Origin of the sequence: Pseudomonas sp. UYIF39 (genome assembly GCF_029963765.1) — a bacterium.
GTDB lineage: Bacteria > Pseudomonadota > Gammaproteobacteria > Pseudomonadales > Pseudomonadaceae > Aquipseudomonas.
Genome location: NZ_JALBYU010000028.1, coordinates 18432 through 33420, shown reverse-complemented (window position 1 = coordinate 33420; position 14989 = coordinate 18432). Strand labels below are relative to the sequence as shown.

Below are 14989 nucleotides of genomic sequence, written 5' to 3'. Positions count from 1 at the left end.
CGCCCCACACAACAAAGGTGTCGCCGTGAACGATGTAAATGTGCAAGTCCGAGTCAAATCGACGCCTTCTGAAATCTGGGAGATCTGGAGCAACTTCTCAGAAGCGCCGTTATGGGATACCGACGTCAGCCATTGTGAACTCGATGGCCCGTTCCAGCCCGGAACGCGGGGCAAGTGTGTCCTCAAGAATGGCCTGAGCATGCCACTGAAACTGGAAGCGGTGAGGCTGCATGAAAGCTATCGGAACACGGCAAGACTGCTTTGGATCGACCTCGAGTTCGATCACCGGATGCATAGACTTTCCCCGCATGAAACCCAGGTCACCCACAGCGCGAAGATCTCCGGCCCCTTCAGTTTTCTATACCGCGGGCTGTTACGAAAAATGCTGACGGCAGCAATGACCACCGCACTGGACAACCTGCGCACTCTGGCGGAACAACGGGCGAACGCGATGAACAACCTCGTGCTCGACAAGCCTGGCACGCATTTGCAGCACTAATGAAACATCCCAGGAACGGGCGTGTTGGACGCTCGCGCCTGAGCACGCTTCGCTTACCTATCGATAACGGCACACTTCGGACCGAGCATGAACCTACTAAAAAGCACTCAGTATCTCGTGATGGGCGTCATTGGCCTGGGCTTTATCAGCCCTGCGTCCAGCTCCGCCGACACGCTCGGCCCCTACATCAGTGTCATGGGCGGCCTGAACTGGGTTGCCCCGCAGGACCTTAACCAGAACAACCTCGATTTTGTCGAGATGCAGTTTAACCACCCGTTATTCTCCGGCTACGCCACTGGACTGGCATTGGGCTGGCGATTCCCCGTCGGGCTCAGACCTGAAGTGGAACTCAGTTACCGCAAAAACACCCTGACCCAGTTCAATAACCGGGTCTACGAAGGCGGCGGAAGCATCCCGGGCAAAGGCAAAGAGGAAGTCACCAGCCTGATGGCCAACCTCTGGTATGACTTCCTGAATCTCCCGGCGCCCTTCAGTCGGTTCACTCCCTACATTGGCGGCGGCCTGGGCTACAGCACCGTGTCAATCAGTGGCCTGGAAGCCGGCGGCGTCGACTTCGGCAATACTCATCGCGACAACGTATCGGCCTATCAACTCGGAGCCGGGGTAAGTTTCGAGCTCACCGATCAATGGTCCACGTCCCTGGATTATCGATACCTCAAGACTCGCGATGCGCACTTCGGTGATATTCAGGGCCTGCCCCAAGGCGATGTGCGCACTGACTACAGCGCCCAGTCATTAATGCTCGGCCTGCATTATTGGTTCTAAGCGGTTAAACAGATCGGCGCCTTAAACTGGCAACGCGTCGCTACGACAAGCCGGTGAAAAGCGCCAGTATCTGAGCCTGTGCAACGGACGTATTCAGCCAAAGAAATCGCTGCACTACCCATCATTTACGAGAGGATGGGCTCTGTCCAAGCGCAAACACTTGAAGCAATCATCAATACGATGGCAGGGACAATCAAGGCACTGGCAATCGCCATCACCAATGTACCAACGATAACCCAGCTTTAAGCCGCCTGAGTCGTTGCCGTCAGCGATCCATCTTGAAGTCACGCTGACGGACCAACACTCATGCATGAGTGAGGTACCAGCGCCAGTCCTGCTCCCCGACTTCAGCATTGAATTTACGGAACTCGCGCCACTTGATCGCCAGAAACACCTTTAGGAATTCGGCTCCCAGCGCCTCACGTGCCCAGGTTGAACGTTGCAGTGCCTGCAGCGCTGTAAGCCAGTCTGTGGGTAGAAAATCGGTCGCCTGCTCATAGCCATTGCCTTCAATCGCCGCGCCAGGATCGCTTAGATGAGTGATGCCGTGGTGAATGCCCGCAAGTACTGCGGCGGCGGCGAGATACGGGTTGGCATCGGCACCGCAAATGCGGTGTTCGATGTGCCGACTTATCGCGGGGCCGCCGGGCACGCGGAACGATACGGTACGATTGTTTACTCCCCAACTTTTGGCCAGTGGCGCGTAACTACCGGTCTGGAACCGGCGATATGAATTGGCATGGGGGCAAAATATCGCCAGCGAGTCAAACAAGGTCGCCATCATCCCTCCAATTGAGTGACGCAACAGCGGCGTGCCCTGTGGGTCTTCGCTCGCATACAGGTTGTTACCCTCCTCGTCGGCCAGACTGACGTGCAAATGCATACCGCTGCCGGCCTGATCGCTGAATGGCTTGGCCATGAAGCACGCTTGTAGCCCATGTTTGTTGGCCACACCTTTGACCAAGCGTTTGTAACGTACGCCTTCATCAATGGCCTGGAGTGCGTCGAAACGATGCTCTAGAGTCAACTCGACCTGGCCTGGAGCATACTCGGATATCGCCGTACGCACGGGCAACCCCTGTAGGGCGCAAGCCGCGTAGAGGTCATCAAGAAACGGTTGAAGCTGCTCCAGTTCGTATACGCCATAGACCTGCGGAGCAACAGGGCGTACCCCATTGGTCTGCAATGCCGGCTGCGGTCGCCCGTTGACGTCGCATTGCTGGTCCAGCAGGTAAAACTCTAATTCAACGGCCATTACCGGATGGAATCCATCGGCTTTCAGCCGCTCGATGGTGTGCACCAGTACATGGCGTGGGTCGGCCGGTGCGGCCGGAATACCTTGGGTCGGGTGCATGCTCACCTGCACTTGGCCGGTGGGATTGGTGCGCCAAGGTTGCAGGGTCAGGCTTCCCGGTAAAGGGTAGGTCCAGCAGTCGGCGTCAGCGACATCCCAGACCAAGCCCGTCTCGTCGACGTCTTCACCCTGCACGGTCAAGGCGAGAATGGAACTTGGCAGCGGCCGACCATTTTCGTAGATCGCCAGTAGTTCGTTGCGATGCAATAGTTTGCCCCGAGGAACGCCGCAAGCATCGATAAGGAACAACTCGATGCTCAGAACTTCAGGATGGGCGGCCAGATAATCTTCGGCCTCTTTTTTATCAGCAAATTTCATATCAATCCTCTTAGCACTCATTGAAGCGCCTTGGCAATATTTGAGAAAGGTGGAGTCTTCAGTTGACCAACTATTTAGGTATGAGCCGAGCCCCAGGTATGGCAAGCAGCGTGGTTAGCGCGTTATCCAACTCAACGAGCAACCTGTCGATATCCGATGAACTTGTCTGTGGACAGCACAGCGTCATGTTGTGAAAAGGCGTGATCAGGATTCCGCGATTGATTAGATACAGGTGCAGAGCCATTTGAAGGCTGTCATGAAAAGCCGCCTCGGCTTGTGCGCCTGTTCTTGGCGGGGTGGCACAGAATTGAAACTCACACCGCGCCCCCAACTCTGTTACCGACCAATTTAGTTGGTGCTGCTTAAACAAGTATCGAAATCCCTTTGCCAATCCTGATGCGAAATGCAACATGTTCTCGTAGGCAGACTCTGTCATAACCTCTTCGAGATTGGCTCGCATGCAACGCATCGCCAGCGCGTTGGCGGACAGCGTCGTTCCCATACCACTGTGGCCATGCCCCCCGCACTCTTCGCTAACGGTCTTCTGCGCGTCGTGCATTGCCAACGCAACTTGCTCGGTCACGCCAAAGACAGCGCAGGGCACGCCACCTGCTATGGGTTTACCCACCACAAAAAAGTCAGGTTTCAAATCCCATTGGCGAGTGCATCCACCGATGCCGGTAGAAATAGTATGGGTCTCATCAATGACCAGTAGGCTGCCATATTTAAGGGTCAACTCTCGACACTTTTGCATGAATCCTGGATCGGGCAGGACCATGCCTATGTTCGTCATCGCCGGCTCGCACATCAGCGCGCACACATCGTCCTGGGCTAAAGCAGCCTCGAGTGCGGCGACATCGTTGAAGGGGATAGATCGACTGTATTGGGTCAAGTCGTAGGCTTGACCCACAAGACCTGAACGGTGCACTGTTTTGCCCTCGCGGCACCGTACCATCACGTCATCCACCGTGCCGTGATAACAGCCGTCGAACACCAGCAACACATTGCGTTTGGTGATAGCTCGCGCCCAGCGCAGCACATAACGATTGGCGTCAGTAGCATTGGCGGTGACCTGCCAATAAGGCAGCCCAAATCGCTGAGCCAGCAACTCTCCGCAGACCACCGCATCTTCGCCAGGAAGCATCGTCGTTAAGCCGTTATTCGCTTGCTCTGCGATGGCGCGGGCAATAGGGTCCGGCGAATGGCCAAACATAGTGCCTGTATCGCCCAAGCAAAAATCAACGTACTCATGATCGTCAACATCTTGGAAGCGCGCACCTTTGGCTCGCTGGACGAAGAGCGGTGAAGGCATCGACCAATCGCTCATCCAGTGCATGGGAACACCATTGAACAGATTAGCCTTAGCACGCTTGGCCAGCGCCATTGACGTTGGGTTGTTTTCAATGAATCGGGCACGCTCGGATGCGGTAAACGCAGCAATCGCTGATTCACTAATTCCACTTTTCGACATGATCAAAACCCTATGTTAATTATCAAAGTAATTAAAAGTCGTTGCCGCTCAGATAGGAAACAATCCATCGCCGTACTCACTCCCCTATCACTTCCGGAATGACGTATGAATGCTGCTCAGTGAACTTACCTGCTCTTTGATATATCGCGCTTTTATATATCGCGGCGATAGCCGCCACCCCACCCAGGATCATTCGTTGATCGCACTAGAAAGCATTCAAAGTTAATAGCCAGTTTGAGTAGATCAATTTCTCTGTTTTACTTTCGGCCAAAAGAGAATAAACCGGCCGTGTCCTGACCTCAGGCTTGAGGGGTTTTGTTCTCGACCAAACAGTTACCGCCATCCACCACGATGACTTCACCCGTGATGTAACTGGATTCAGGAGACGCCAGGAATGCAACCGCCGCAGCCACTTCGCGGGGACTGCCCGCCCGCCCTATTGGGGTGAAACGCCCCGCCTCTGCTTCAGCGAGTGAGGTTGATCCCGTCGTGATCCAGCCGGGAGCAACACTGTTTACAGTGACCCCCTGCTTAGCGACTTCAAGTGCGAGGCCCATGCTCATGCCAACCATCGCGGCCTTAGCGGCGCTATAAGCTGCTTCGCCTGGATTACTGCACCGGGTGCCTGTGGTGGAACTGATATTGACAATGCGCCCGTAATTTCGCGCCCTCATGCCGGGCAGAACGGCTCGAGTTAGAAGAAAAGCTGTCGTTAAATTTCTTGCCAGTGAAAGATTCCACTCATGCAACTCCATAGCTGCCAATTCCGAGAAAAGCTCAGGGCTTCCTTGCATGGCCATTCCGGCATTATTCACCAGAATATCGACCCGCCCCCAGACTGACTCTGCCCATATGCTGAATTCATGCACCTGACTTTCATCGGTGAGATCAACTGGCCGGCCTTCAACTTCAAACCCCTCGACGCGTAGCTCTGAAACCCGATCCACGATGCGCTTGCTGCTGGCAGTGACGATTAACTTCGCCCCAGATGCACCTAGCCTGCGAGCGATCGCCATACCAATACCTGCTTCACTTCCGGCACCACTGACAAGTGCCACATGCCCCCTCAATTCCGTACCCAACATGGTGTTCCCCACGTATTTAATTTGTAATAGGAGTAGAAATTAGGCTAATAAATCTGATAAATAAAGACGATCATTATCAGAAAATTTGACAACCATAATGGCGTTTACCAGCGAGTCACTTAAAGTTTTCCTCTCGGTCGTGGACAGCGGCTCCTTTTCCGCCGCCGCACGAAAATTAGGCCGGGTTCCCTCCGCTATCAACATGGCTGTGTCACAGCTTGAAGCAGAGTTGGATCTCTTGCTTTTTGACCGATCAACCCGCAAAGCCATTCCTACAGCAGCCGCCAAAGCACTTGAGCCCCAAGCAAGACAGGTCGCGAGCCAGTTAAACCTGCTGGACGCGCATGCCCTCCAGCTTCATCAGGGGTTGGAGGGGCGCTTGACCCTTGCGATGGCGCCGGAGCTGCAAACCGGCGTATGGAATCGCCCGCTGTCAATTATCGCCAGAGAGTTTCCTACGCTTGAAATCGAGATTCGCTCCGCTTCCCATCCGGAGGCAATTCGCATGCTCCATGAAGGGCGTGTGCAATTGGCACTTGGATTTGAACGACCAGGGCTTGACGAGCGGGAGACGTTTCTTGAAGCGGGAAGCCAGTTGTTAGTAGCAGTTGCATCTCCAGATCATCCTGCGGCCGCCGGCAAGAAAAGCCCTTTAGGTGAAGAGCAACTGGTGAACATTCGACAGATCATAGTAGCTACTGGAGGACCTACAGACTCTGACCCACGTGTTGTGCTGTCGCGGCGGATTTGGCTCAGCGACAGTTATATGGCAACGCTGGATCTGGTGCAGCAAGGATTGGGCTGGGCTTATCTTCCACAACCACTGGTACAACCTCTAATTACTTCGGGCGCATTGACGGAGGTGGTGTTTGACAACATGCCGAGTCAGATGCGGTTATGGGTCGATATCATCTGGGTAAAGAACCGACCTCTGGGGCTGGGAGCGAGTCGTTACCTGAGTCTGATGCGCGAAATTGTCCAGGGCGAGCCTCGTCGTGTTTGAGGAGTCAAAAATTACGGGGCATTCTTAGTGGCCCCCAACTGCTTCCTCTGGCGTGACGCGCCCCATCAACAAAATCGACCAGATACTGAAGGCCGGCGGTAGCTGCGACAATCTGCAACAGCGCCTGAATCACCTCAAGTAAATCGAACTAAGCGAGTGAGTGAACTGGTTCAATGGTTTCCTCGGCAAAATTCAGTTAGCAAGAATGGAATGACCCATGCCTTCGGGGACCATACACTTGGTCAGGCTGACGCTGTCCATATCGAAACTGATAGCCATCTAGCGCTGCCCGTTCCATCAGGCGCCTTGCCAGATACGCTCCTCGAGCGCACAAGTAGCGCCCAAAAAAATTTCGGCGCTTGCCCAGCACATCCAGCAAATCGACGAAGTTATTGAGATGATTCGCAATATTGCCGATCAAACTAACCGGCTGACATTGAACGCCGCGATTGAAGCAGCCCGCGCGCGCAGCGTCTGTCGACCAAGTCTGGATGCGGCGATCTTGGCATGAGTTGGCGCGTTCGATGAGTGGGTGTATTCGGCATCGGCGCCAACACCTCAGAATGTCAGGCAGTACCTGCGGTACCGCTCAAAAACCGCCCCTGTCCGGGCAAATCGTGAAAAGGCACTCATCAGCTCAATCTGGAATTTCGCGCGCCAGAGCGGTTACACCGCGCTGGCAAACCCTTGTTCAGGGATAAAAGGAAACAAAGAAACAGGGCGGGACGTTTATGTCGAGGATGACCTTCTATTAAAGGTCTATCAGCACGCAGAGCAACCGCCGAAAGATGCCCTGGATTTTTTCTATCTCACAGCACAAAGGGTTGCCGATACTTTAAAGATGGACGAGCGGGATATTCGCGATGGGCAGCTTTCGGTTCGGTAAGGGAAAACCGGCGTGAAACGGCGCATTGAGATAGTCGGTGAATTGAAAGTTGTGATTGACCGAATGATGGCTCGCAAGGCTGGCTACTAGATCCGATCCACTCGCCTTGTGGTGATGGAGAACGGGCAGCCGATTACGACAAGCATGCTCAGAAAAAGATTTGATGATGCGCAGGAAGCCGCTGGCATTCCGAAAGCTGACTTTCAGATGCGCGATTTACGGGCGAAGGCAGCGACAGACAAGGAGGAGTCGACAGGCAATATAAGAGCAGCCCGCGATCAACTTGGGCATACCACCGTCGGTATGACAGAGCAGTACATTCGAATGCCCAAAGGCATGAAAGTCACGCCTACGAAATGACCAACGGTAACGAATTGCGGAGCAGAGATTGGTTTTTGCGGAGCAAATAAATAAGGGCTTGCGTGATGTATGTCACGCAAGCCCTTGATATTCATGGTGCCCGAAGCCGGAATCGAACCGGCACGCCCTTACGAGCGGGGGATTTTAAGTCCCATGCGTCTACCAGTTTCGCCATTCGGGCGGTAGCGCGGTGAAGCAGTCTGAAGACTGTCAAATAACGATCTGGCAGTTCTGACGCCTGTGCAGCAGAGGGGGAAATATATACATCCCGCTCCGGCGAAGCAAGTTCGCGACTGCCCTTTTCAAGACTAAATCTTGCAGGACAGTACAAATAAAAAAGCTCCGTAAATCATAGATCTACGGAGCTCGTTTAAAGTGGAGGCCGAGGTCGGAATCGAACCGGCGTAGGTGGATTTGCAATCCACTGCATAACCATTTTGCTACTCGGCCTCAAACATCTGATGTCATGTAGCACAACATCAAACGCGTACAAACTTGGAGTAAGATTCATGATCTAACCCCTTGAAAACATTGAGCTTTTTCAGCGGTCAGTGCTTTCGATGGCGTGAATTATGTACTGATTTCCCGAGGCTGGCAACCCCTTGATTTCAAAAAAAATTCCGTCAGGTGGTTTCTATGTTTAAAGGGGTTGCTCAGCCCTTCAGGCCGGGATCGTCCGTCACGTCTTCTACCGCTATCAACGGTTCAATGCCCCAGTCCCCATGCAGATACCAATCGTCTCCGATCATTTCGGCCGGATGCATGGTCCTGTCGGAGCCATTGCCGCACGCCAGGGAGTTGGCTGGACAGTATCTGTCGCAGCCCCAGCAAATGCGCTCGGGATGCTTGGGGCTGATGGGAAAATTCTTGGCCATGTCGATCCCCGGTTCGCCTCTAGGATGTGCCTCCAACCTACATTGCTCGGGCAAAAGTGACCTTGATACGGATCAAGGTACGGCTAAGCTTTTGTCATGCCGGGAAATCAGCTACGTCATAGCGTTTTCCCGGTCCTTGGGCAGTCACATAAAAACACCTGGAGAAGCTTCTTATGCCTGGTAAAAAAACACCTGCCGGAGAACAGACCCCTATTCGATTGTCGACCTGGGATGATGAAGGCGCAGAAAACTCACTCGATGCTGAAGCATTTTCCTCTCCCCCCGAATTGACCAATGTAGAACTGGTCCACCTTCGTGTCCGGGTGATTGCCCTGGAAAACCTGGTCATCGCGTTACTGACGCAAGGTTCAGATCAACAGTTAGCCGTCGCCCGCGAAATGGCCGCCTACATTTCACCCAGGCCCGGCTTCACCCAGCATCCTCTGACGATTCACGCGGCTGCGCAGATGAGCGACAGCGTCGACCGCGCTGAGCGATTTCGAAAGCGCTCCCGGTCATAGCCTTAATCGCTGAAAACTTGATACCAATCATTATTATTCGCAGGAAAGCTTCCTACACTCGGGCTCCTACTCGTTAGTGCCCAGGAAGACCTCATGCGTACGACCTTTTCGCTGTCACTCGCCCTGCTCTTGCTCACACCGTTGGCTCAGGCCAAGGAATACCCGATCGGGGAACCCCAGTTGTGTCCGGGGCTGGAAGTCGGGGCGGTGTATTTGCAGCCGATCGAGATGGCGCCTGCCGGCATGATGCGCGCCACCGCGGATTCCGATGTGCATCTGGAAGCCGACATTCGCGCCACGGCGGACAATCGACAGGGCTTTCAGGAAGGCAGTTTCGTGCCTTACCTCAATGTCTCGTTCAACCTGAAAAAACAGGGCAACGAGAACGAACTCAAAGGCGATTTCCACGCCATGGTCGCCAATGACGGTCCGCACTATGGCGACAATGTAAAACTGCTCGGTCCAGGCAAATATCAGCTGACCTTCACCGTCCTGCCACCCGGCGGTCATGGGTCCCTTGGCCGCCATACCGATAAGGAAACCGGCGTAGCCCCCTGGTTTGAACGCTGCGAATTGCACTATGAGTTCATCTACGCCGGCATTGGTAAAAAAGGCGGTTATTGAATGAAGCGCCTGCACATAGCCTGGCTGATGCTGGCCGGAGCAGTGGTGCCATTGACGGTTCATGCCGAGTTACCCAGCTACGAGCTGAGCCTGAGCGATGGCCACTTCTCCCCCGCCCTGTTGGAGGTTCCGGCCGGACAGCGCTTCAAAATCGTCCTGAAAAATATCGGCCAAGGGCCAGCCGAGTTCGAGAGCACGCCATTGCGGGTTGAAAAAGTACTGTCGCCTGGTGTGACGACCTTCGTGGTCATTCACCCCCTCAGGCCCGGTCACTACCCCTTCTTCGACGAGTTCAATCCGCAACTGCCCGAGGGCGGCATCCTCGCGAAATAACCCGTTCAAACACGGAGTTTTCATGAATCAATCGATGTTCATTGTCTGGCGCGAAAGCGTCGAGGCGCTGCTGGTGATCGGCATTCTCCAGGCCTGGCTCAATCAGCAGAGTCAGGGCGTTCGTCTGGCCAAGTATTTGTGGGCGGGTGTGGTGCTGGGGTTGCTGCTTTCGGGCCTGCTGGCGGTGTTGATTCTGTTTGCCGGTGAGGCCATGAGCGGCTCAGCCAGTGAATGGTTCCAGGCCGCGCTCGCGCTGGTGGCCAGCCTGCTCATTGTGCAAATGGTCGGCTGGATGCACCGCCACGGGCGCACGCTCAAGCACGATTTGCAACGACACGCCGATAGCCACCTGGCCCGGCAAGGTGGCGCAGGTCTGTTACTGCTGGCCATGCTCGCCGTCAGCCGCGAAGGCAGTGAAACGGTGGTGTTTCTCTATGGCGCCGGTGCTCAGTTGCGAGGTCCGCAGCTCGGTTTGTTTGCCATCGGTGGCGCAATGGGACTGGTACTGTCGGCGCTGACCATTGCCCTGCTGCACAGCAGTCGCCGGTTCATTTCGTGGCAACGATTCTTTGCCATCAGCGAAGCTGTTTTGCTGGTACTCGGCGCGGCATTGCTGGTCAGCGGCACCGAGCGAATCGGCGGCCAATTACTCGCTATGGATTTACCGGAGGTGATGTACAGCCTCGTAGGTGATGCGCTTTGGGACAGCAGTGCCTTGCTCAGTGACAGCCATGGGTTGGGTGGTTTTCTCGCGGGTTTTGCCGGATATCGCGCAACACCTAGCGGCATGACGTTACTGGTGCTGGCAGGTTATTGGCTGGCCGTCGGCGGTTGGCTGCGTCAACGTGCTGCGGAAAAAGCCCCATGCCTGAGCTGAGTCGCCACAATCGATGGTTGCAACGCCTGGGCGACGGCATGCGTCGTCACGCGCCCGTCATTCGTGCCATGCAGTGGGGCGTTGTACTGTTCTACGCGTTGCTGTTGGTGATCCCGGCGGTGTTGCCGCTGCCGGACAGCCAGGCACGGCTACTCGACAACCTGACCCTGTTCGCGCAGTTTTTGTTCTGGGGCATTTGGTGGCCGTTCGTGCTGCTGTCGATTGTGCTATTGGGCCGACTCTGGTGTGGCGTTTTGTGCCCGGAAGGCTCACTCAGCGAATGGGCCAGCCATTACGGCAAAGGTTTGGGTGTACCGCGCTGGTTGCGCTGGGGCGGCTGGCCAACCCTGGCGTTCTGCCTGACGACCCTCTACGGCCAATTGATCAGCGTCTATGACTACGCTCAAGCGGCGCTGTTGATTCTGGGCGGCTCGACCGTCGCCGCGGTCGTCGTCGGGCTGCTGTTCGCCCGGGGCAAGCGGGTCTGGTGCCGTTACCTGTGCCCGGTCAGCGGCGTCTTCGCCCTGCTTGCCCGTCTGGCGTCCGTGCATTTCCAGGTAGACGAACAACGCTGGATGGAAAACGCCGCACCGCGCCTGCCGCCGCCCAACTGCGCACCCTTGCTCGATATCCGTCGCATGCAAGGCGCCAGTGACTGTCATGCCTGCGGACGTTGCAGCGGCCAACGCGGCGCCGTTCAACTGATCGCCCGTTCCGGCAATCAGGAGATTCTTCACGCAACAGCGCAGACGCTGTCACCGTGGGACGCGCGCCTATTGCTGTTCGGTGTGATCGGTTTGGCGATGGGCGCCTTTCAGTGGACAGTCAGCCCATGGTTCGTCGTCCTCAAACAAACCCTCGCCGAATGGCTGGTCGAGCACGACCAACTCTGGGCGCTGCAAGACAACGCGCCCTGGTGGCTGCTCACCCATTACCCGCAGCTCAACGACAGCTTCAGCTGGCTCGACGGTTTCAGCATCGTCGCTTACTTGAGTTTGAGTTCGATGGTGTTGGGCACGGCGTTGATGATCCTTCTGCGCCTGACGGCGCGACTGGCGCAAGATCCTGCACTGTATTGGCCCCTGGCGCTGACACTGACGCCCTTGGGTGGGGCGGGATTGTTTCTCGGGCTGTCGGCCACGACGGTGAAATTGCTGCGCTACGAAGGTCTGCTGCTGGAATGGGTACAACCGGCCAGGGCCGGTCTGTTACTGGCCGCGATGGGCTGGAGCTTGTTGCTGGGATGGAAACGGCTTAACCGCGAAGGCCTTTCTCAGGTTCGTCGCTGCGCTGGCAGCACTTGCCTGTTACTCGCCATCGGCTTGGTAGGGTTCGGCTGGTGGTTGCAGTTCTGGGGCTGGTCCTGAGCGCCCTCATCCACAACCACCAGCCCGAATTACCTAGACCTTAAAACGCGCCACCGTCTGGTGCAGCGCCCCGGCCATCTGCGCCAAATCGTGACCCGCCGTGTGAGTATGCTGGGCCCCCAGCAAGACCTGCTCGGACAAGTTGCGAATCCCCATCAGATTACGATCCACCTCCCGCGCCACCAATGCCTGCTCTTCCGTCGCACTGGCAATCATCATGTTGCGCTCGTTGATCTGCGAGATTGACCGGGTGATCTCATCCAGTGCATCCCCCGAGCGTTGCGCCACTTCAAGGGTGGCCCGGACCAGGTTGCTGCTGCTTTGCATGGCCGTCACCGCATGGCCGGTATCGAGACGAATGTTGCCAATCATCTGCTCGATCTCCTGGGTGGACTCTTGAGTGCGATGCGCCAGGGCGCGCACTTCATCGGCGACCACGGCAAAACCGCGTCCGGCATCCCCGGCACGGGCCGCTTCAATGGCCGCGTTGAGGGCCAGCAGATTGGTCTGCTCGGCGATGCTGCGAATCACGTCCAGCACCTTGCTGATGTCCTGCACCCGGCCCGCCAGTTGCTCGATGCGTTGTGAGGTGTCGGTGACGCCATCGGCCAGTGCGCCGATTGAAACCACGGTTTCCTGAACCTGCTCACGCCCGCGTTGCGCGGTTTGCTCGGACTGCCGCGAGGCCTCGGAGGTGCTGACCGCATTGCGCGCCACTTCATCGACCGCAGCGGTCATCTGGTTCACTGCGGTGGCCGCCTGCTCGATCTCCAGCCCCTGCAATTGCAGGTTACTGCTGGTCTGGCTGCTGACCGCACTCAGTTCTTCGGAGGAACTGGCCACCTGGTCCACCGATGTCGCGATGTGCCTGACCATGGCATTCAGACTTTGCTGCATCTGATGCATGTTCATCATCACGCTGCCGCCAACACTTGAGTTCACGGGCACCTGAATCGTCAAATCGCCTTGAGCGATCTGACTCAAAAACCGTGCGGCATCATCCGGCTCGCCGCCCAATGGACGGGTCACACTGCGCGTGACGATCACCGCAGCAGCAATAACCAGCGCCACACAGAACAAAAACAACCCGAGCATATTGCGTCGGGCATCGCTGTACAGTTCCTGCGCAGACTGTTCCCGGTCGGCGAATATTTTCCCTTGCAGCGCCATCAACTGATCCAGGCTGCCATAAACCTCGCGCTCGGCCGGCACGACCTTTTGTTTCAGCTGTGCCATGGCATCATCGAAGGCACCTTGCCGGATCAACACCTGCACTTGAGTGAACGCCGCCACGTAGGCTTCGCGATTCTTCTTCAGCGCGGCATAAGCGGTTTTGCCCTCGGGCAAATAGAACAACGGCTCGAGCGTTTCGAGTGCCTGAGTGATCCGTTTCTTGGTGGTATCGATCGATTGCTGCACTTGCTGATTGTCTTTGTCGATCAGCAAATCACGGGTGTTCCTGGCGTTATCGCGCACGCCGGTGGCAATGACCATGATCGGATCGATCTTCGGCCAGTCCTGCTTGACGATGACCACTGCCTGATCTTTGAGCGTTGCCAGATCGTGCAACGCGTAAAATGCCATGCCCATCAATGCCAGCGGCGCGATTGCAAAACCGATGACGATACGTTGTGCTGTCGTTAATTTGGCCATATCAAATGCTCCCCGTTTGATACCTGCCGATTGGCAGCGCATTTGAAAACCTAATGGTGGATCTCACCGCTAAACGTTAAACCTCAGCCTCTGTTACCCCCGTAACACGAAGGCTGGAAACAACTCGCGCATGGCCTCCCACAGCTCTGGTAGCAAGGCTTGTGCCGAAACGCTTGGCAGCAGCGGATCGAACATCCGCTCGGTGCGAACCAACTGCACGGCGAAGCGCTTGACGCCGAGTTCGCTCAAGCGCTTGGCGAGGATCAGCAGACGCGCCGGCTCAAACAGATGCCAATGCACCGTGGTGCGGCATTCGTAGTCGACACCGCTGGCCAGCAGATGCTCAAGGCTGCGCCAGTTGGCCGTTCCGCTGCCCTCGACCCGGGTGATCGCCTGGCAATCCTCGGGCAACGCCTTGACATCGAAACCGACCCAATCGGCCCCGGTCAGTGCCTTGGCGAACGCTGCGGGCTTGATGCCGGCACTGTGCAAACCGATGCGAAATCCCATCGCCCGCACTTCATCCATCGCGCCGAGCAAACCGTCTTGCAAGGTGGGCTCTCCACCACTGAACACCACCGCATCGAGCAGGTCCTGACGCCGTTGCAGAAACGCCAATACCCGCCGCCAATCCACTTCGTCTGTGCCACGAGGCGGGATCAACTGCGGGTTATGGCAGTACCGACAACGCCAGGCGCAACCCTGGCAAAACAGCACGCAGGCGAGCTGTCCCGGATAGTCGATAGTGGTCAGGGGCACCATGCCCCCGACCCGAAGCGTTCGACTCATTGGCGCCCGGCCAGCGCCGCGCTTTCAGTGAAGTGCACCCGCTCGCGGTGCTCCGACTGTTTGCCCGGATTGAACGCCGACACAGGGCGGTGATAGCCCATCACCCGGGTCCAGACTTCGCAGCGTTGACGTTGAGCCTGGGGTAATGTTTGCGATGCAGTCATGGTGAAGCTCCTTGCAGTTGAGTG

The 14989-nt window shown here is 56.4% G+C and carries 15 protein-coding genes, 2 tRNA genes and 2 pseudogenes; 10 read left to right on the top strand and 9 right to left on the bottom strand.

The window, feature by feature from the left end; genetic code table 11:
- The first annotated feature begins 25 nt into the window (after positions 1-25).
- Together MO767_RS26575 and MO767_RS26570 are read left to right on the top strand one after the other, a co-directional pair.
- Positions 26-499, top strand: a complete 474-nt coding sequence (locus tag MO767_RS26575; protein ID WP_282482960.1) for an SRPBCC family protein — start codon at positions 26-28, stop codon at positions 497-499.
- A gap of 87 nt (positions 500-586) precedes the next feature.
- A complete protein-coding gene (locus tag MO767_RS26570) occupies positions 587-1285 on the top strand; it encodes an outer membrane beta-barrel protein (RefSeq protein WP_282482959.1) in 699 nt (232 codons plus the stop codon).
- A gap of 304 nt (positions 1286-1589) precedes the next feature.
- Here the strand turns inward: MO767_RS26570 and MO767_RS26565 are convergent, their stop codons facing one another.
- The 3 genes from MO767_RS26565 to MO767_RS26555 form a co-directional block, all read right to left on the bottom strand.
- Positions 1590-2957: a glutamine synthetase family protein gene (locus MO767_RS26565; RefSeq protein WP_282482958.1), complete on the bottom strand. Its 1368-nt coding sequence runs from the start codon at positions 2955-2957 to the stop codon at positions 1590-1592.
- A 70-nt stretch (positions 2958-3027) separates the two neighbouring features.
- Complete coding sequence (locus MO767_RS26560; RefSeq protein WP_282482957.1) at positions 3028-4428, bottom strand: aspartate aminotransferase family protein; 1401 nt, start codon at positions 4426-4428, stop codon at positions 3028-3030.
- 299 nt (positions 4429-4727) lie between these two features.
- On the bottom strand, positions 4728-5513 hold the full coding sequence (locus MO767_RS26555) for an SDR family NAD(P)-dependent oxidoreductase (RefSeq protein WP_282482956.1): 786 nt from the start codon (positions 5511-5513) through the stop codon (positions 4728-4730).
- A gap of 97 nt (positions 5514-5610) precedes the next feature.
- Here MO767_RS26555 and MO767_RS26550 point away from each other — a divergent pair, with 97 nt between their 5' ends.
- The 3 genes and pseudogenes from MO767_RS26550 to MO767_RS26540 form a co-directional block, all read left to right on the top strand.
- Entirely contained in the window at positions 5611-6516 is a 906-nt protein-coding gene (locus tag MO767_RS26550) for a LysR family transcriptional regulator (RefSeq protein WP_140678275.1), read from the top strand.
- 331 nt (positions 6517-6847) lie between these two features.
- Positions 6848-6982 (top strand): annotated as a pseudogene (locus MO767_RS26545) (methyl-accepting chemotaxis protein); the annotation flags it as partial.
- A gap of 90 nt (positions 6983-7072) precedes the next feature.
- Positions 7073-7762 (top strand): annotated as a pseudogene (locus tag MO767_RS26540) (tyrosine-type recombinase/integrase); the annotation flags it as partial.
- 94 nt (positions 7763-7856) lie between these two features.
- Here MO767_RS26540 and MO767_RS26535 read toward each other — a convergent pair.
- From MO767_RS26535 to MO767_RS26525, 3 genes are all read right to left on the bottom strand, one after another.
- A tRNA-Leu gene (locus tag MO767_RS26535) sits at positions 7857-7943 on the bottom strand.
- 195 nt (positions 7944-8138) lie between these two features.
- Positions 8139-8212: transfer RNA gene (locus MO767_RS26530), tRNA-Cys, on the bottom strand.
- A 203-nt stretch (positions 8213-8415) separates the two neighbouring features.
- Entirely contained in the window at positions 8416-8637 is a 222-nt protein-coding gene (locus MO767_RS26525) for a DUF3079 domain-containing protein (protein WP_033055179.1), read from the bottom strand.
- A gap of 173 nt (positions 8638-8810) precedes the next feature.
- Here MO767_RS26525 and MO767_RS26520 point away from each other — a divergent pair, with 173 nt between their 5' ends.
- The 5 genes from MO767_RS26520 to MO767_RS26500 all read left to right on the top strand — a co-directional run bounded on the left by MO767_RS26520 (position 8811) and on the right by MO767_RS26500 (position 12359).
- A complete protein-coding gene (locus MO767_RS26520; protein ID WP_282482955.1) occupies positions 8811-9158 on the top strand; it encodes a hypothetical protein in 348 nt (115 codons plus the stop codon).
- Between the two features lie 93 nt (positions 9159-9251).
- Positions 9252-9782 carry an iron transporter gene (locus MO767_RS26515; RefSeq protein WP_008153602.1) on the top strand — a complete coding sequence of 177 codons (531 nt, stop codon included), beginning with the start codon at positions 9252-9254 and terminating at the stop codon, positions 9780-9782.
- Positions 9783-10115: a cupredoxin domain-containing protein gene (locus MO767_RS26510; protein WP_150636922.1), complete on the top strand. Its 333-nt coding sequence runs from the start codon at positions 9783-9785 to the stop codon at positions 10113-10115.
- Between the two features lie 22 nt (positions 10116-10137).
- Positions 10138-10992, top strand: a complete 855-nt coding sequence (locus MO767_RS26505) for an FTR1 family protein (protein WP_282482954.1) — start codon at positions 10138-10140, stop codon at positions 10990-10992.
- The gene (locus tag MO767_RS26500) at positions 10980-12359 is read left to right on the top strand and encodes a 4Fe-4S binding protein (protein ID WP_282482953.1); all 1380 of its coding nucleotides are present in this window, start codon (positions 10980-10982) and stop codon (positions 12357-12359) included. The genes MO767_RS26505 and MO767_RS26500 overlap by 13 nt, the downstream gene beginning before the upstream one ends.
- Positions 12360-12392: 33 nt before the next feature.
- Here the strand turns inward: MO767_RS26500 and MO767_RS26495 are convergent, their stop codons facing one another.
- The 3 genes from MO767_RS26495 to nrdD all read right to left on the bottom strand — a co-directional run bounded on the left by MO767_RS26495 (position 12393) and on the right by nrdD (position 14965).
- On the bottom strand, positions 12393-14012 hold the full coding sequence (locus MO767_RS26495; RefSeq protein WP_282482952.1) for a methyl-accepting chemotaxis protein: 1620 nt from the start codon (positions 14010-14012) through the stop codon (positions 12393-12395).
- A gap of 93 nt (positions 14013-14105) precedes the next feature.
- Complete coding sequence (locus MO767_RS26490) at positions 14106-14801, bottom strand: anaerobic ribonucleoside-triphosphate reductase activating protein (RefSeq protein ID WP_046052648.1); 696 nt, start codon at positions 14799-14801, stop codon at positions 14106-14108.
- On the bottom strand, positions 14798-14965 hold the full coding sequence (gene nrdD, locus MO767_RS26485; RefSeq protein ID WP_017338867.1) for an anaerobic ribonucleoside-triphosphate reductase: 168 nt from the start codon (positions 14963-14965) through the stop codon (positions 14798-14800). The genes MO767_RS26490 and nrdD overlap by 4 nt, the downstream gene beginning before the upstream one ends.
- Between the last annotated feature and the right edge of the window lie 24 nt (positions 14966-14989).